Raw genomic sequence first — 17,551 nt, 5'->3', positions numbered from 1 at the left:
GCGCGGCGGCGCTCGGGCTCAGTCGTCGGCTGCGGCAGGCGCTGTGCGCTGCACGGAACGCACCACCCGCGCCGGATTGCCGACCGCCACCGAGTCGGCGGGGATATCGCGGGTGACCACGGCGCCGGCCCCGATGATGCTGCGGGCGCCGATGCTGACGCCCGGACAGATGATGGCGCCGCCACCGATCCAGACATCGTCGCCGATCACCACCGGTTTGCCATACACCGACCAGTCGCGCCGCAGCAGCGGATCCTCGTCGTGGGTCGCGGTATAGATCTGCACATTCGGCGCTATCATGACATTGTCCCCGATCAGGATCGGTCCGACATCCAGCATGGTGACGTTGAAATTGATGTAGCTGTGGCGACCAATCTCGATGTTGGCACCAAACTCGCAGCAAAAGGGCGTCGAGACCAGGCTCTGTTCGCCCAAGCGCCCGAACAGCTGGCCAGCCAGTTCGGCGTGGCGGGCGTCACCGGCCTGGTGCTGGTTCAGGGCGCGCAATAATGTCTGGCCACGATCGCGCAACGCGATGATCTCGGCATCGCGGCCATCAAACGCCTCGCCGCGGCGCATCTTTTCCCGTTCACTCATAGCGTTACCTCCGCAGAATCAGCTTGTCAGCATGCCGCTGGTGCCGCAGCTCGCCAAGTGGCACACCGAGGCTTTGCGAAGCGGATCTCGATTGCATATGACTCCCTCCGCGGGCATGCGGCACCCGGCGCAGCGGCATGGCCTGCCCGGTGGTGGCTGGGGGCGAAGCTAGGGACGCTGCCCGTACGGTTTATCGTTGTACGGCCTGCGGGGATAGCGCCTGGCAGGTGAATGGCAGTATGGCCTGGCGGTAGCCAGTGCTTGCGAGCGTGTAGCGCCTATCTGTTCGGCGTTTGCCTCTGTGATTATGCCTGCATGGCATATTGGTGCGGGCGGCAAAAAAAACGGGCCTGCAGTGGCAGGCCCGTTGCATCAGGGGCGGTGATCAGGCGTCGCTGCCACTGTCCGGCGTGTCGCCGTGATCCAGCGCTTCGGCCACCGCTTCGCGTACTTCATGCTCCAGCTCCTCGGCGCTTTCGCTCTGGGTGGCGGCATCCAGCGGAGTGGCCAGCGTGGCAACCAGAGAACGGGTCGCCTCGATGGCATCCTTGAGCCGGACATCGATCCGTTGTCCCAGTTCGAAGCGCACCTCCTTGTCGAGGTAGACCTTGCCATCGTCCCAGCTGCACTCGAGGCGCTTCTTGTCGCTGAAGATCTGGCCGGCCGGGACGAACGCCACGGCGCCATTCTCCTGCAGACGCACCTTGATGCCACCGCGGACCACGTCGATGATCTCGGCGCTGAAGGTCTGCTCGCTGCCGACGGCCGGCAACAGGAAGCGCACATACAACCAGTCCGCGATATCGCGTTCGGCAAAGCGGTTCAGGCGGCGTGCTTCGCTCAGCAGCTGGGTCAGCGCGGCATCCGGCTCCGCCGGGCAGGCGGCGCCTTGCAGCAGTGCCTTGATGATGCGGTGGTTGACCATGTCGCCGTATTTGCGGATCGGTGACGTCCAGGTGGCATACGCCGGCAGGCCGAGCCCGAAGTGGGGGCCTGGCTGGCTGGCCATCACCGAGTAGGTCTGGTAGCGGCGCAGGCGGCAATCGAGGAACGGCGACGGCAGGGTTTCCAGCCAGCGGCGCAGCTCGCAGAAGCCTTCCAGCGTGCCGAGGCGTTCGGCCGCTACCGGTGCCTGGTGGGCCGCCAGCAATTCGGCCGCGCCGGCAATTTTCTCTGCATCGAAGCCCGGGTGGACGTTGAAGATGCCATAGCCAGGCGTGCGGGCGAGGAACAGGCCGGCACAGATGTTGGCGGCGATCATCGCCTCTTCCACCATGCGGTTGGCGATGCGGCGCGGTTCGACGTGAATGGCGACGACGGCGCCGGCCTCGTTCAGTTCGAAGGCGTAGTCCGGACGGTCGCTAAACAGCAATGCATGCTCGCCACGCCATTGCTGACGGGCGGCGGTCAACGCCTGCAGGCCTTGCAGCTGCTGGCGGATCGCGTCGCTCGGCGCAAAGCCGTCGGCGCTGCCGTGTTCCAGCAGATCCGAGACCTGATCGTAGATCAAGCGGCCCTGGGAACAGATGGTGGCGGCGAAGAAGCGGAAATCGTCGGCAATGGCGCCATCGTGGCCGATCTTCATCTCGCAGCACAGTGCCTGGCGCGGTTCGCCTTCCTTCAGTGAACAGAGCTCGTCGCTGAGGGTGCGTGGAATCATCGGGATGTTGCGGCCCGGCAGGTAGACGGTGAAGGCGCGTTTGGCGGCTTCGGCGTCGATCGGACTGCCCGGTGCCACATAGGCGGTGGGGTCGGCGATGGCGACCGTCAGGCGCCAGCCATCGGCCTCGGTCACCGCATACAGCGCATCGTCCATGTCTTTGGTCGAGGCGCCGTCAATGGTCACGAACGGCAACGCGGTCAGATCTTCGCGCGGCAACGGTTCGTCGAGCTGCTGCCAGCTCTCGGCATCGGCAGGTGCGCTGCGCGGCAGATCGTGGCGGCGCAAGACCACCCACCACGGGGCTTCCGGATCGTCACCGGCGGTGATGCGTTCGCTGATTTCGGCAAAGTGGCCGTTATCGGTCAGGCCGTGGCGCTTGAGATGAGCGATGACCCAGTCACCTTCGGCAAACTGTTTCTCGTCCAGCCCCTTGATCGGGCGTGCCTTGATCACTTCCTTGAGGACAGGGTGATCCGGTACCACGTTCAGGCGATCCTTGATCAGCTTGATGCGACCGACGAAACGACTGAGGAACGGCGTGATCAGCGTCTCCGGTTCGGCCTGCTCTTTTTCGTTCTCGGTGCGGATAATCGCCGTGATGCGATCACCGTGCATCACCTTCTTCATCTGCTGTGGCGGAATGAAATAACTTTCGCGGTTGTCGGTTTCGAGGAAACCAAAGCCGCGATCGGAGCCGCGGACGACCCCCTCTTTCTTCGGGAGGTTCTCCCTCAGCTGCTGTTTGAGCTGCGCCAGCAGCGGATTGTCATGAAACATACTGATTAGGTGTCCTGTCGTTGAATCGGCCCGACTATACGGATTCGGGCCACTAAAACCAAGGGTATTTCCGGTTAATCTGTGGGCTGAGTCGGCTTCGATTCAGCCTGCGCCGCGTCGAGGCGGCTGGCGGCATAGGCTGCCAGAGGGTGTCGGCCCGGTTTCAGCCCGGTCGGCTCCTGGGGCGGCCAGACGAGCCAGTGGCGGGGGATCAGGTAGCCCGGCAACCGTGGCCGCAGCCAGGTGGCCAGTTGCGGCAACTCGGCCTCCGTCAGCGGGCTGTCGACGATGGCGACCGGCTGTTGGCCCCACTCGGCGTCGTCACGCGGCACGACGATCACCTGGTGTACCGCCGGATGTTGAGCCAGCTGCTGTTCGATCTGCTCGGGCTGGATATTCTCGCCGCCGCAGATGAAGCGGTTATCGCGTCGCCCCAATACCTCAAGACGGCCATCCGGCAAGTAGCGCCCCAGATCGCCGGTGGCAAACCAGCCATCGGCGGTGAGGGGCCGCGTCAGGGTGCCGCCGGCGGTGTAATAGCCGGCGAACAGCGTCGCGCCGCGCACCTGGATCTCGCCATGTTCCAGGCGCAGCGCACGCTCCGGCAGCGGAGTGCCGACACCGGCATCATCGGCCGATGCGGGGGCGGTGCACACCTGGGAGGCCATCTCGCTGAGGCCGTAGCTGACCCAGGGTGTCAATCCTTGGGCCCGGCAGGCGCTGACCAGCGCAGCCGGGATCGGCGCACCGCCGAGCAGCAGGTGGCGTAGCCGGGTCTCGGCCAGCGCAAACTCCGGTTGCTGCAGCAGCCGCCACAGCTGGGTGGGCACCAGCGAGAGGTGGCTGACGGCGTGCCCCCGTAAGCACTCACTCAGCGATTCGCCGGCCGCCGGCAGCACCAGGCGGGCACCGGCCAGCAGGCAACGAACGACAATTGCAAAGCCGCCGACATGAAACAGGGGCAGCGACAGCAACCAGCCATCCTCTTCGCCGAGCGGCAGCCGCAGGGCACTGCCCCGGGCGCTGGCGATGTGGGCGCCGAGGCGGTGGGCGACCGCCTTGGGCTCGCCCAGGCTGCCGGAGGTCAGTGTCAGGTTCGCCAGCCGCGCGGCGTCGAGCCACAGCGGCGGTAAGGTGGTTGCTGCCGCTGGGTGTGGCGCCCGGCCAGCGCTGAATGTCAGATGTGCGACCTCGGTCAGTGTCAGGGTGCCGCTGTCATCCCACAGGGCGCGGGCGCCGAGGCGGCGCGCGAGGGCGTCACACTGCGCTGGCGGCAACCGCGGATTCAGCGGGCAGATCAGCACGCCTGCGCGCAGACAGGCCCAGATCAGCCGCAGCAGGGGCAGGCCGTTGCCGGCTCGAGCCAGCAGCAGATCGCCGGCATGCAGCCCCTGGGCCTGCAGTTGCTGGCGGGTGCTTTCGACGGCGGCATCGAGCGCGGCAAAGGTGAGTGAGTCTTCACCACAGCAGTACGCCGTCGCATCGGGGCGACGGCGGGCCTGTTCACGCAAGGGGCAGGGGATCGACTCGGTCATTTCAGCTTTGCCAGATCAGCTCGAGCTGGCTTGCGTCGACATGCAGATCGTCACCCTGCAGCAGGTTGGTGGTGAAATAGCGCAGCGTATCCAGACCGGGGGCCTGCTCCGGGGCCCACTCGCTGGCCAGCTGTGCCAGTTGCCGATTGCCGAGCTGGGATTCGTAGCAGGAGGAGATGATCACCTTGAGCCCCAGACCATGGGCCTTGTCGACCAGCGCCTTGCAGCGCGCCAGCGAGCCGATCAGCGTCGGCTTGATCACCAGCGCCTTCAGCTGCGGGAACGGCTCCCACTCCGGCTGCCGGCTCAGCAGCTCGTCCAGTGCCACCGGCACGCCGGTGTGGCTGGCGACGGCGCGGATATCCTCCAGGCGGGCGCAGGGATCCTCGATGTATTCGATATTCCCCGGGGTCAGGTGGCGCATGAAGGTCCAGGCTTCCTCCCGTGTCCAGCCGCAGTTGGCATCCAGCACCAGCTTTACCTTGGGAGCAAGCCGGCACAGCTCGCGGATCATTGCCACCTCGTCACGCATCGGGTAACGCGCGACCTTGAGCTTGGCCTTCGCCGGATAGTCATACAGCCAGTCACGCCAGCACCAGATCACCTCATCCGGGGTTCCGAGCAGCAGTATGTATGGGGAGTGGGCGGACTTGAGCTTCTCCGGCCACTGCCGGCGGGCACAGTCGAAGCCAAACTGCACCGAGGGCAACTGCGGTTCGAGGTGTCGCCCCTGTTGCATGCTTTTCAGGCACAACAGCGCCTCGGCCTGGGCTTCGTCCAGCGTCTCCTGCGAGAAGCCGGGCAGTGGCGCTATCTCGCCCCAGTGCCCCTCCCAGTTCAGCAACAGGCCATCGCGGCTGGTCAACTGCTGATCGTGAAAGCGGATCGGTTGGCTCAGCGGCAGCGCGTAACGGTACAGCTTGACGTTCATGCGCACCGGGCCATCAGGGATTACGGGTAAATTTCGAGAAGTCGGGCTGTCGTTTTTCGTTGAAGGCATTTCGTCCCTCCTGACCCTCATCGGTCATATAGAACAGCATAGTCGCATTGCCCGCCAACTCCTGCAGACCGGCCTGGCCGTCGCAGTCGGCATTCAGCGCCGCCTTCAGGCAGCGCAGTGCCATCGGGCTGTTTTGCAGGACTTCGCGGCACCAGCGTACCGTCTCGCGCTCCAGCTCGGCCAGCGGCACTACCGTGTTGACCAGCCCCATTTCCAGTGCCTCGGCCGCATCATACTGACGGCAGAGGAACCAGATCTCGCGGGCTTTTTTCTGGCCGACGATGCGGGCCATGTAGGAGGCGCCCCAACCACCATCGAACGAACCGACCTTGGGACCGGTCTGGCCGAAACGGGCATTCTCTGCCGCGATCGTCAGATCACACATCATGTGCAGCACATGGCCGCCACCGATGGCATATCCGGCCACCATGGCGATCACCGGCTTCGGGCAGGTGCGGATCTGGCGCTGGAAGTCGAGTACGTTCAGGTGGTGGGTGCCTTCGTCGTCGCGATAGCCGCCGTAATCGCCGCGCACCTTCTGGTCACCGCCGGAGCAGAAGGCCAGATCGCCTGCCCCGGTCAGAATGATGACGCCGATGCCGGCATCGAAGCGGGCATCCTGCAGTGCCTGCATCATCTCCTGCACCGTCAATGGCCGAAATGCATTGCGTACCTGCGGGCGGTTGATGGTGATCTTGGCGATGCCATCCGCAGACTTGTGGTAGCGGATATCCTGAAACTCACCGCTGCAGTCGTGCCATTGCACCGGGGCGTACCAGAGTTCCTGCTGTTGCGGGGTTGGGGGAATCATAAAACGGGCTCCTCACTCTCGGGGAAATTCAAATCAGGCCAGGTGAAATCGGGGCAGTGCGGGCGCAGCCAGCGTCGCAATGCCGCCGCCACAAGCTCCGGGCGTGCCAGATGCAGGTTGTGGCCGGCGTCGGGGATACGGATGCCCTCCACGGCCGGACAGCACTGCAGCAGGCTGTCGGCCAGGGCGGCGAATTTGTGGTCGGCGGCGCCATACAGATAGAGCACCGGCAACGGGGTGTGTTGCAGCCAGGGCGTCAGATCCGGTTGCCGTGCCAGCGAGCTGGCCGCCAGCATCCGCGCCAGTGGCCGCGGGGCGTGCGAGCTGCGCAGCGTGACCAGCTCATGCCGGCGTGCGGCACTCAAATCGGCAAACACCGGCTGCTGATACCAGTCGAGCAGCACCTGGTGCAACGGTTCGCTGCGCAGCCGGCGCACCCAGTGCGCGTCATTGCGCGCGCGCGCCTGGCGTTCGCCACGGTGGCTCAGCCCGGGATTGGCGCTCTCGAGGATCAGCCCGGCCAGCTTGCCGCTGGCCTGGGCACTGGCGGCATAGTGCAGCGCCAGGCGGCCACCCAGCGAGTAACCATACAGCACGGCACGGCGAATAGCGCGGCGGTTCAGCTCGCCATCCAGCCAGTCGTCGAGGCGGTGCCAGGGCAGCGCCGTCGGTGCGTCGGCACCGTGACCGGGCAGGGTCAGGCAGTGGCAGCGCGTCCGCCAGGCGGCCGGCAATCGATCGAGCAGCGCCAGCCACTCGGTCGGGGTGCCGAGAAAACCGTGCAGAAACACCAGGGCTGTTTCGCCGCTGGGGGCGGCGTGGCGAAGGGCGGGCGCCAGCATCGGCCTACTCCGCCTTGCCGCGGCACAGCTGTGCCAGCAGCTGGAGCTGTCCGGCGCTGTGGCCGGCCGGGACGCGGCATTCGATCAGGGTGCTGCGTCGGGCGGCACAGGCCGTCCGATAGGCGTGTTCAAAGTCATCCAGCGAGCCAGGGGCGACATACTCCAGCGCGAATTGGGCAGCCGCATGCGCAAAGTCCAGGCCGTGATTCAGGCGGAAGCAGGCATCGTGTTGCGGCAGGGTCGCCGCACCTGGCAGCAGGGCGAAGATGCCGCCGCCGTCATTATTCAACAGCACGACGATCAGCGGATGGTCCGGTGCGCGCAGCAGCGCCAGGCTGTTCAGATCATGCAGTGCCGAGGTGTCGCCGAGCAGCAGTGTGGTCACCTCACCCTGGGGACGGGCCCGGGCGATGCCGGCCGCGGTGGCGATCAGGCCATCGATCCCCGAGGCGCCGCGCTGGCTGTGCAGCTGGCCGGGCAGCGGGTTGGCCGGCCGCGGTGGCGCCAGCATCTGCCACAGGCGAGGCGGCAGGCTGTTGCCCAGCAGCAAGGCACCCTGCCACAGGCTGGCCAGACGGTGAGTGATGCCTAACTCGCCCCACTCCTCGACCAAGGAGTCCAGAATGGCCGGCAGTCCGGCGCTCAGCGTACCGAGTTCCCGCCACGGTACCTGAGCAAGACTGCGTGCTTGCAGGGCGTGACAGGCGGCGGCGATCGGTGCCACCAGTCGGCAATCGACCCGGTAATCGGCGCTCAGACGCCGATCGTGAGCGGCCAGTTGCCAGTTCTGCTGCCAGGCGTGCTCGGCGATAAAGCCTGCCAGCCGTTTCGACAGCAGGCGGCCACCGACTTGCAGCAAGACCTCGCTGTTGGCCAGTGCCGCGCGGAACGCGGCGTTGTGCAGCGCCAGATCGGCATGGGCAAGCGCCTGGGGGTGCTGCAGCAGTTGCGACTGGGCATCGGCCAGCAGCGGCCAGCCCAGATGCTGCGCCAGGGCGGCGACGGCATTGGCGTCCGCTATGTCCTCGATCTGGCCGGCGACGATCACGCCGCGCCGCTGTGCCAGCTCCGGCCATGTTGCGGGCACGTCGGGCATAAGCGCTGGCGCGACGATGCGGGTCAGTGGTTGCTCACTGGCGCGCCAGCTGGCGAGCTCGGTCGGCCAATCGGCGGCCAGCGCCACTCCTTCGCCAGGGTAGAAGGGTTCGGCAAACGGACAGTTGAGGTGCGCGGGCCCCGGAGTTTGCTGCAGGCAGTGCCACATCTGGTCCAGGCTGCCGAGCACGAAACGCGGCGAGATAGTGGCGCTCGGTGCGGGCAGATTCTGCGCAAACAGCGGGTAACCGGCGAAAATTCCAGGCTGGGTGATGGTCTGGTTGGCGCCGCAGTCGATCAGTTCAGGAGGCCGATCGGCGCTGAGCACGATCAGCGGTATGCCGCTGAGGCGGGCTTCGATCACCGCCGGATAGAGGTTGGCGACCGCGGTGCCCGAGGTGGTGACCACCGCCACCGGACGCCGGCTCTGCCGGGCCAATCCCAGCGCCAGAAAGCCGAGGCCACGCTCGTCGAAATGGGCATGGCAGCGCACGCGCCCCTGTTCGCTGGCGGCCAGCGTCAGCGGCGCGCTGCGCGAGCCGGGCGCAAAGCAGAGGTCGCGCAGACCGAGGCGCCACAACTCTTCGATCATCAGCCGGGCCCAGCCGAGGGCCAGATTATCCCCGGCGCGGATCATGCGTCCCCCGGCTGCAAGACGCCGAGCAGGGTTGCCAGCTTGTCATCCAGCTCCTGCCACTCGGCGGCCGGCTCCGAGCCTTCGACGATACCGGCGCCGGCATACAGCCGGACGGCATCCGGCGTCAGCAGCGCGCAGCGGATCGCCACCGCAAACTCGGCGACGTCATCGCTGATCAGGCCACAGGCGCCGGCGTACCAGCCGCGGCTGAAGGATTCATGTTCCCGCAGGAAGGCCAGCGCCTTGCGGCGGGGAGTGCCGCCGACCGCCGGCGTTGGATGCAGCGCCGCCAGCAGATCGGCATCGCTGACATCGGTCTCCAGATCGGCGTCGATATCGCGGCGCAGGTGTTGCAACCGGCGCAGGCGCAGGATGCGCGGCGCGGACAGATCGGCGCGTGCGGCCAGCCCTTCCAGGCGCTGCAGGATATCGGCGTGCACCAAGCGGTTCTCGAGGCGGTTCTTGTTGTCGGCCAGCAGCTGGGCCGCCAGTTGATCGTCGCGGTCGGCATCGCCGCTGCGCACTATGGTGCCGGCCAGCGCCTCGCTCTCCAGATGGCGTTCGGCCCGGCGGTACAACCGCTCCGGCGAGCAGGCGATCAGGCAGTGGCCCGGCTCGAATTCGAAGGCAAAGTGAAAACAGTTCGGCGTCACCGGCTGCAGTGCGGCCAGCAGATCGAACGGATTGGGCGCCGCCGTGGTGGCAAACCGGCTTTCGCGCGCCAACACCACCTTGGGTTGTACCGCCAGGTGGTCCGGCGTGGTCAGCGTTGTCACCAGTGCGTGCCAGCGGCTGGCGTCTGGTGTCTCGGTACGCGTGCCGTGCAGCACGGCGGGGGGCAGCAGCCGTGCCTCGGGCTGCACCTGCTGCAGTGCCGCGCAGGCGGCGGCGAGCTCCGCCTCCTGTTGTGCCGGCTCGTTGTCAAACCAGAGGTTGATCACCAGTTCGATCTGGTTGCCAAGGCGGATCAGCTCGATGCGCGGCAGCACGAAACGACAGTGACCAAAGCTGTGCCAGTGGGGAGCCAGCGCTGCGGCGGGGTCGAAGGCGAGGCCACCGTAATAACGCGGCCAGCTGCCAGCGCCTGGTTTCGGCTGCCGGTGCAGCGCAGCCAGCGCCGCGGCATCGGTCAGCTCGCGCAGACAGCCGAGCGTGGCGAACTCGCGGTCGCGTTCGCGGGCATGCCAGTAGAGGCGGGGACCCAGCGTCTGCGCCTTGAGCCAGCCGAGGAAAGAGGTCACGTCCGTGGCTTCGCGCAACCGCACGAATCCTTGGCGTTGTGCGGCCGGAAGGGCCGTCAGGCGTTCTATCAGTTTTGAATGTGCCAGCATGGCGTGCGTGTCGGTCGTTAGGGCCATCCGGGGCCAACTGCAAATCGGGACCTGTTCCGGTATAGTACGCCTCATGCAAGAGGCCCCGTACAGGCCGGTCCGGCCCAGTATAGGGGCAGGTCGGCAGGGGGTAAACAGATTCGCAAGGATGGCCCTTCTGATGTCGCATTCGTCGTTCTCCCACTGGTTGCTGGCCGCGCGCCTGCGCACCCTGCCGCTGGCCTGTTCCTCGGTGCTGCTCGGCAGCGGCTTGGCTGCCAGTGCCGGTCTGTTCCGCTGGAGTCTGTTTGGCCTCTGTCTGTTGACCGCCACCCTGCTGCAGATCCTCTCCAATCTGGCCAACGATTATGGAGATGCCGTCTCCGGTGCCGATAACGCCGACCGCGTCGGACCGACCCGCGCCGTGGTCTCCGGCCTGATCTCGGCGCGGCAGATGCTGGTGGGAATGGGGGTGACGGCACTGGCGGCGGTTGCCAGTGGCCTGATGTTGTTGTGGCAGGCGTTTGCCGCCGATTGGGCTGGCATCCTGACCTTCATCGGTTTCGGCGCGCTGGCGCTGCTGGCGGCGGTGACCTACACCGTCGGCCGGCGTCCGTACGGTTATCTGGGGCTCGGCGATCTGTCGGTGTTCATCTTCTTTGGGCTGCTCGGCGTCATGGGCTCCAATTACCTCTACACCCATCAGTTGAGCGCGGCACTGCTGTTGCCGGCCGCCAGTTGCGGCCTGCTGGCGACCGCGGTGCTGAACATCAACAACCTGCGGGATCGGTTGACCGATGCCGCCGCCGGCAAGCGCACCCTGGTGGTGCGCCTCGGGGCGCGGCGCTCGCGGACCTACCACTGGTTGCTGGTGGGCGGTGCTATGCTGCTGAATGCCGGCTTCATCCTCTGGCAGCAGACCGGGCCCTGGAGCTGGCTCTACCTGCCGGGCTGCGTGCCGCTGTTGCAGGCGGCGTGGACGGTGCAGCATAGCGACGAGCCGACCCTGCTCAATGCCATGCTCAAACGTACCGCCCTCGGCAGCCTGATCTGCAACCTGCTGCTGGCGCTCGGCTTCGCGCTGGGCTGACGCCATGCGCCTGCGCGTCGCCAGCTTCAATCTCGGTCTGGGTCTGGCCACCCCTCAGGCGTTGTCCCAGCGTCTGGCCCGGCGCGAGGATCCGCTACTCGGACGGCTGAGTGCGCTGCTGCAGGCGCTGCAGGCCGATATCCTGCTGCTCAACGAATTTGATAATGACGGCGAAGGGCGCGATCTCGGCGCCGTCGATCGCTTTTGCCGCGACTGGCTCGCGACCCCTGGGCCGGATGGCCTGGCCATCGACTACCCCTATCGCTGGTCCATTCCCACTAATACCGGCCTGCTGGCCGCTTGCGATCTGGATGGTGACGGCTGCCTGACGTTGCCCGGTGATGGTCTGGGCTTCGGCCACTTTCCCGGCCAGTATGCGATGTTGCTGCTATCGCGCTGGCCGCTGGATAGCGCCGCCCGCCGTACGTTCCGCCAGCTGCGCTGGGCGACGCTGCCGGCCGCCTGTCTGCCGGATCGTGAACCCGGCTCGGGGCGCGGTGACTACTACAGTGCCGCGGCGTTGGCCGAGTTGCGCCTGTCGTCGAAAAACCATGTCGATGTCGCTGTCTGTCTGCCCGATGGCCGCCCCCTGCACCTGCTGCTGAGCCACCCGACACCGCCGGTGTTTGATAGCCCGGAGCGGCGTAACCGCTGCCGCAACCATGACGAGATCCGCCTGTGGTGTGACTATCTGGATGGCGCCGACTGGCTGCAGGATGATGACGGCCGCCGGGGCGGCATGGCACCCGATGCGCGCTTTGTGCTGCTCGGCGATCTGAATGCCGACCCCCATGGTGGCGACGGGGACCGGCGCGCGATCCGTCGCCTGCTGGCCCATCCCCGGTTGCACGCCGGTGTGGCGACGGGGGCGTTGCGGCCGCGTTCACCCGGGGCGCTGGCGTATGCCAGTAGCGCCTATGCCCGTCGCGTCCGGCAGTTTGGCGGGCGCCAGCGCGGCATCCCGAACCCGGCCGATGCGGCGTATTGGACCCACCTGCGCGGGCTGCGGCTGGATTATGTGTTGCCATCGGCCAATCTGACGGTGCTCGACAGCGGCGTGTGGTGGCCGGCGCCTGGTGAGCCCGGGCGGCATTGGCTGGCCGATCCGCAGGCCGATGCGGTCCGCCCCAGTGACGGTGATCGAGCCAGCTGGTGTTCCGACCACAGGCCGGTGTGGGTCGATCTCTGGCTGTAACGGTATGCTCAGATAGCTAAGACAGGCGGGTCTGTCGACCCGCCTGTCTCGCCTGTTACTTGCTGAAGGTGGTTTCGAAGTCGGCGGTACTGATGCCATCAGGCAGCGCCAGCGCGCCTGCGGTGGTATCGCTGACGACGATCTTCTCGCTGACGCTGAAGGTCACCGGCGTGATGGCCGCGACGTCGGAAGACGGACTGACATAGGCCTGATAGGTACCGGCATCGATAATCCACTGATTGTTCGCGCTGTCGAAACTGGCCAGCCACTTCGCCGGAATCGTGAAGGTCAGGGTTTCCGACGCGCCAGCCGTCAGCGCTGCCGTTTTGGCAAACGCCTTCAGCTCGATGGCCGGTTTGTCCACTGTACCGGCCGGAGCGGCGATATAAACCTGAGCCGCTTCCTTGCCAGTCACACTGCCGGTGTTGCTGATGGTGGCGGTGAGCGTCACGCTGCCGGTAGCGCCCTTGCTGTTTAGCGTGTTGGCACTGACCTGAGCATCCTTGTATTCGAAGCTGGTATAGGAGAGGCCATAGCCAAACGGGAAGGAGACCGCTTTGTCGAAGGTGTCGTAGTAGCGATAGCCGACATAGATGCCCTCGTTGTAGTAGTTGGTGTCGACCTTGCCATCGCTGTCGCTGTCGATACCGTTGAAGCTGGAGGCTGACGGTACATCCGTGTAGTTGGCCGGGAAGGTCTGGGCCAGCTTGCCACTGGGGTTGGCGACCCCGGAGAGCAGGTCGGCGACAGCATCACCGGCTTCTTGTCCCGGCATATAGGCCAGCAGGATGGCATCGACCTTATCCTTCCAGGCGGTATCGATGACACCCGCCACGTTGAGTACGACCACCACCTTCTTGCCTTGGGCGTGGAAGGCGGTTGCGACATTCGTGAGCAGCTCGGTTTCCAGCGTCGTCAGCTGGTAATCCCCCGCCGTGTTGGTGCGATCCGCGCCCTCACCGGAATTTCGGCCCAGCGTGATGACGGCCACGTCGTTATTCGCTGCATAGCTGGTGATGTCCGCCGCACTGACCTCGGCTTCGGCACAGGTGACGATGGTGGAGACGCCGAAGGCATCGGTGGTCTCTTGCTTGTTGGCGGCAAAGAAGGTCTCATAATAGTCCTTCAGGGTGGCATCCAGCGTAAACTGTTTGCCCAGACCGTCGGCAATCGAAGTCACATAGGCCGAATGGACATCACCGCTGCCGGTGCCGCCTTTGAGGGTATTGATTTGAGCAATGCCGAACGACGCTATCTTCTTGCCACTGCTGATGGGCAGGGCGGCGTTGTTTTTCAGCAGCACCATGCCTTCTTCTGCGGCTTGCTTGGAGATCTTGGCATGGGCATTCAGATCCGGATTGTTGGTACCACCCACCCCCTGATTGGTGGTGGTTTTCAACATTTGTGTCAGGATGCGGGTGGCATCGGCATCGATGACATCGTCGCTGAGATCGCCGCTGCTGTAGGCCGTCTTCACCCGGGTCAGGTAGTCAGTGTAGTTGCCGCCATTGGCAAAGTTGACGCCGCCGGGCTGGATCAGATCATTGCCCGCCTTTAACTGGGCCACAGGATCATCACCGGCGAACCAGTCACTCATGACCAGCCCCTCGTAACCCCACTCGTCACGCAAAACCTGAGTCACCAGATCGGCGCGCTGGCTGGTGTAAGTGCCATTGAGCTTGTTGTATGAGGTCATCAGCGCCCAGGGCTGGGCCGTCTCGACGGCATACTGGAAACCACGCAGGTAGATTTCGCGCAGGGCTCGCGGCGAGATGATGTTGTCCACGTTCATGCGGTTGGTCTCGGAGTTGTTGGCCGCATAGTGCTTGATCGTGGTGGCAACCCCTTCGGATTGCGAGCCGGCCGTTACGGCGGCGGCGATGGCGCCGGCAACCAGCGGATCTTCGGAGTAATATTCGAAATTCCGGCCGTTCAGCGGGTTGCGCTGGATGTTCATGCCTGGCGCCAGCCAGAAATCGACACCGTACTCTTTGGCTTCATTACCGGCAGCAGCGCCCACCTGTTGCGCCAGTGCGACGTTCCAGGTTGATGCCAGCAGGGTGCCCACCGGAAAACCGGTGGCATAGAAGGTCCCCGACTCATTCTCGCGGGTCGCGCTGATGCGGATCCCGGCCGGGCCATCAGCCAGCACGGCGGCGGCGACATCGACGCCTGCGTCGCTGTTCAATACCCCGCTGATGTAACCGGCGGCACCGTCGACGCTACTCTTGAGATTGGCGACGGCCGCGCTGTTGATCGTAAAGGTCGACATGTCGTAACCGGGGCCGATCAACATGTTCATTTTTTCATCACTGCTCATCTTGGCGATGATGGCTTTGGCCTTGGCCTGGTAATAGGCGTTGTCTTTGGTCGTCTGATTGTCGTCCGAATCGCTGTTGCAGCCGACGAGGCCAAACAGTACCAGCGAGACGGTTGATGCGACGACCGTCAATTTGACGTTATGGTTATATGTAGTCATTTTCCATTCCTTTTGCAGCAAGCTGAAATAGTCCACAGAGCTGGGTGTAAAAAGAAAATGGTAAATAAGCATGGCTTGAATAACGTATATATATTCGCCCTGCCTGATCCGGAAGCCATTTTCGCCTATTAGCCTAATCACTATCGTTATTTTGTCGTTGGCCATTCGGTGGGGATTTTTTGCATTGGGGAGGAAGTTTTGAAAGTGTTTTCATGGTCACATAGTTACAGTTTGTTGCATCGCTGAGTCCCTGTCATCTGTGAGCCTGATCCCTTTGTTAATGACCACTGGCTGATATATACAGGCTCGCCGGACGGCTGTTGATATCGATCGACCATGGCCTCCGGTGACGCGTGACGGGAACCGCCCGCTGGCACTTGACGTGCTGCGGTCTCGGCCGGCACGCCAGTGTGGGAGTGGCGGCAATGACCATCTCCTGGTGGCAAGGCGTGCATGGCACGGCGAGGAGGAGCGGATTCATGGCTCAGAGTGTGTCAAACCTGGTGGCCAGAAGCCTGCTGGCCCTGCTGCAGGAGCAGGGCCTCGAAACGTCGAAGATCCTGAGTCTGTCTGGTATCAGCCGGCATGAGCTGGATAAAAAGGAGGGCCGCCTTTCTGCACCACAACATTTGCGCGTGTTACAGGAGATTGGCGTTTATCAGGAGTTAATATTAAACGGGCTATTGGAGCAGAATATAAATAATGGGATTGCATCCGAAGTTTATCACTATTTTCCGGAATTTATTGGTGCCTGTTTGAATCAGGAAAATGGCACTAATTTATTACAGACTTACCGACACTATCGAATTGTTGTCGGGGATTGTGACCATATTATTATTAGCAGAAACGATAGCCATACCCGTGTGGAATATGTTGTTGATGGCCCCAGGCAGCGGAATTTTTCAGCCTTGGGTAATTTCATGCTGATGTTTGATTGCTTGCGCAATAGCATTCCGGATTTACGCGGCCAGATTTGGCTGGAGGCCGAGCGGGATGCAGCAGATTCGGCCATCGATGCGTTTTTCCGCCAGTCGTGCCATTTTGGCCAGCATCAGAATGTGTTGTTGCTGGAAAATGCGCAGCTGGATAGCCCCAGCGGCTGCTTCAATCGGCTGCTGAATCGTGGCCAGATGGCAGAGTTACAGCGGTGCTGTCAGCAGATAGCGCCCCCGCCGAGCTTCTGTTCTCTGGTCAGCGAGTTGATCGATCAGGCGTTAGCTCAGGCTGAGACCGCAGGAGAAACGCATATTTTGCCGCAGATTTGTGCCCTGTTGGGCATGAGCCGCTGGACCCTTAACGAACGGTTACGCCCGTTCCGCACCAGCTTTACGGAATTGCTCAAACAGCGACGCATGGCACTGGCGTGTCGTCTGCTGGCGGAAACCAACCAGAGCATCCTGCAGATCAGCGAGCGAGTCTGTTTCTCTTCGCAAGCGGTATTTTCCCGCTTCTTCAGCAGTCATCTGGGGATGACGCCACTGGCCTATCGACAGCGCTATAGTCACTGATAGCGCGCTGCACACTCGCCGCGCGCGAGCAGCGTGGATGATTGGCAAGGGCGTGTCGTGATGCCTAATCGGAGAGCAAGTCATGATCATCAGTGCCAGTCGGCGCAGCGATATTCCGGCGTTTTACAGCCGCTGGTTCATGAACCGCATCGAGGCGGGATATGTGCTGGTGGCCAATCCGTTCAATGCACGGCAGATCCGTCGCATCCGGCTGCGTCCGGATGCCGTCGAGGCCATCGTCTTCTGGACGCGCCATGCCGCGCCATTGCTGCCGGCGTTGCCGCGGCTCGAGGCGCTGGGCTACCACAGCCTGTTTCACGTCACGCTGACGGGCTATCCGTCACGGCTGGAGCCCCATCTGCCGCCACTGGAGCAGGCAGTGGCCAGTTTTCAGGCCCTCAGCCGGCAGCTGGGGCCGGAGCGCGTCATCTGGCGTTATGACCCTATCCTGCTGTGCAACTGGCTGCCGGTGGCCGAACACCAGCGCCGTTTCAGCCAGTTGGCGGCGGCGCTGGCCGGTCACACCCGGCAGGTGGTGATCAGCTTTGCCGATCTGTATGGCAAGAGCGTACGCCAGCTCGATCGGGTGCCCGGCCTGCAGTATCAGGATCTGCTGGCGCAGCCCGAGCCGCTGGCCGAGTTGCTCGGTGCGCTGCAGCGCAGCGCGGCCGATTATGACCTGCAGCTGAGCAGTTGCGCCGAAGCGGTCGATCTGTCGCGCTGGCAGATTGCGCCGGGTCGCTGCATCGATGTTGCATTGCTGAACCGGCTGTTCGGCCTGGATTTGCCGCAGCGCAAGGATCCGGGACAGCGTGCCGCCTGCGGCTGTGCGCCGAGCGTGGATATCGGCCAGTACGACAGCTGTCCCCACGGCTGTGCCTATTGTTACGCCAATCGCAGCCAGACGCTGGCGGCCCGTAACCGCGCCCGCCACGACCCGGCCAGCCCGCTGTTGCTCGGCGATGCCAGCCAGCTGGACCCGGAGTGGCTGCGCCCGGAACCTTGGTAGTGG

Annotated in this window: 13 protein-coding genes; 4 read left to right on the top strand and 9 right to left on the bottom strand. The window is 64.2% G+C overall.

Annotated elements, in window-relative coordinates; genetic code table 11:
- Window positions 1-18 precede the first annotated feature (18 nt).
- The 8 genes from ACFOSS_RS08005 to ACFOSS_RS07970 form a co-directional block, all read right to left on the bottom strand.
- Window positions 19-597: a sugar O-acetyltransferase gene (locus tag ACFOSS_RS08005; protein WP_377151722.1), complete on the bottom strand. Its 579-nt coding sequence runs from the start codon at window positions 595-597 to the stop codon at window positions 19-21.
- Window positions 598-982: 385 nt separating this feature from the next.
- Window positions 983-3,037: an exoribonuclease II gene (locus ACFOSS_RS08000; protein ID WP_377151720.1), complete on the bottom strand. Its 2,055-nt coding sequence runs from the start codon at window positions 3,035-3,037 to the stop codon at window positions 983-985.
- 74 nt (window positions 3,038-3,111) lie between these two features.
- Window positions 3,112-4,572, bottom strand: a complete 1,461-nt coding sequence (gene menE, locus ACFOSS_RS07995) for an o-succinylbenzoate--CoA ligase (RefSeq protein ID WP_377151718.1) — start codon at window positions 4,570-4,572, stop codon at window positions 3,112-3,114.
- Between the two features lies 1 nt (window position 4,573).
- On the bottom strand, window positions 4,574-5,503 hold the full coding sequence (menC, locus tag ACFOSS_RS07990) for an o-succinylbenzoate synthase (RefSeq protein ID WP_377151999.1): 930 nt from the start codon (window positions 5,501-5,503) through the stop codon (window positions 4,574-4,576).
- A 13-nt stretch (window positions 5,504-5,516) separates the two neighbouring features.
- On the bottom strand, window positions 5,517-6,383 hold the full coding sequence (menB, locus tag ACFOSS_RS07985; protein ID WP_377151716.1) for a 1,4-dihydroxy-2-naphthoyl-CoA synthase: 867 nt from the start codon (window positions 6,381-6,383) through the stop codon (window positions 5,517-5,519).
- A complete protein-coding gene (menH, locus tag ACFOSS_RS07980; RefSeq protein ID WP_377151714.1) occupies window positions 6,380-7,225 on the bottom strand; it encodes a 2-succinyl-6-hydroxy-2,4-cyclohexadiene-1-carboxylate synthase in 846 nt (281 codons plus the stop codon). The genes menB and menH overlap by 4 nt, the downstream gene beginning before the upstream one ends.
- Window positions 7,226-7,229: 4 nt before the next feature.
- Window positions 7,230-8,957, bottom strand: a complete 1,728-nt coding sequence (menD, locus tag ACFOSS_RS07975) for a 2-succinyl-5-enolpyruvyl-6-hydroxy-3-cyclohexene-1-carboxylic-acid synthase (RefSeq protein ID WP_377151712.1) — start codon at window positions 8,955-8,957, stop codon at window positions 7,230-7,232.
- A complete protein-coding gene (locus tag ACFOSS_RS07970) occupies window positions 8,954-10,288 on the bottom strand; it encodes an isochorismate synthase (RefSeq protein WP_377151998.1) in 1,335 nt (444 codons plus the stop codon). The genes menD and ACFOSS_RS07970 overlap by 4 nt, the downstream gene beginning before the upstream one ends.
- Window positions 10,289-10,448: 160 nt before the next feature.
- Between ACFOSS_RS07970 and ACFOSS_RS07965 the strand changes: the two genes are divergently transcribed.
- Together ACFOSS_RS07965 and ACFOSS_RS07960 are read left to right on the top strand one after the other, a co-directional pair.
- Window positions 10,449-11,357: a 1,4-dihydroxy-2-naphthoate polyprenyltransferase gene (locus ACFOSS_RS07965; protein ID WP_377151710.1), complete on the top strand. Its 909-nt coding sequence runs from the start codon at window positions 10,449-10,451 to the stop codon at window positions 11,355-11,357.
- A gap of 4 nt (window positions 11,358-11,361) precedes the next feature.
- Window positions 11,362-12,552, top strand: coding sequence for an endonuclease/exonuclease/phosphatase family protein (locus ACFOSS_RS07960; RefSeq protein ID WP_377151708.1), 1,191 nt, complete (start codon window positions 11,362-11,364; stop codon window positions 12,550-12,552).
- A gap of 55 nt (window positions 12,553-12,607) precedes the next feature.
- Here ACFOSS_RS07960 and ACFOSS_RS07955 read toward each other — a convergent pair whose 3' ends face one another.
- Entirely contained in the window at window positions 12,608-15,031 is a 2,424-nt protein-coding gene (locus ACFOSS_RS07955) for a beta-glucosidase (protein ID WP_377151706.1), read from the bottom strand.
- A gap of 479 nt (window positions 15,032-15,510) precedes the next feature.
- On the opposite strand from ACFOSS_RS07955, the gene ACFOSS_RS07950 reads away from it, so the two are divergent.
- Window positions 15,511-16,539, top strand: coding sequence for a helix-turn-helix transcriptional regulator (locus ACFOSS_RS07950; protein WP_377151704.1), 1,029 nt, complete (start codon window positions 15,511-15,513; stop codon window positions 16,537-16,539).
- An 82-nt stretch (window positions 16,540-16,621) separates the two neighbouring features.
- Window positions 16,622-17,548: a DUF1848 domain-containing protein gene (locus tag ACFOSS_RS07945; RefSeq protein WP_377151702.1), complete on the top strand. Its 927-nt coding sequence runs from the start codon at window positions 16,622-16,624 to the stop codon at window positions 17,546-17,548.
- The last annotated feature ends 3 nt before the right edge of the window (window positions 17,549-17,551 follow it).

It is taken from the genome of Pseudaeromonas sharmana (assembly GCF_042649925.1).
Lineage (GTDB): Bacteria > Pseudomonadota > Gammaproteobacteria > Enterobacterales > Aeromonadaceae > Pseudaeromonas > Pseudaeromonas sharmana.
This window is presented reverse-complemented; position numbering and strand designations above follow the sequence as displayed.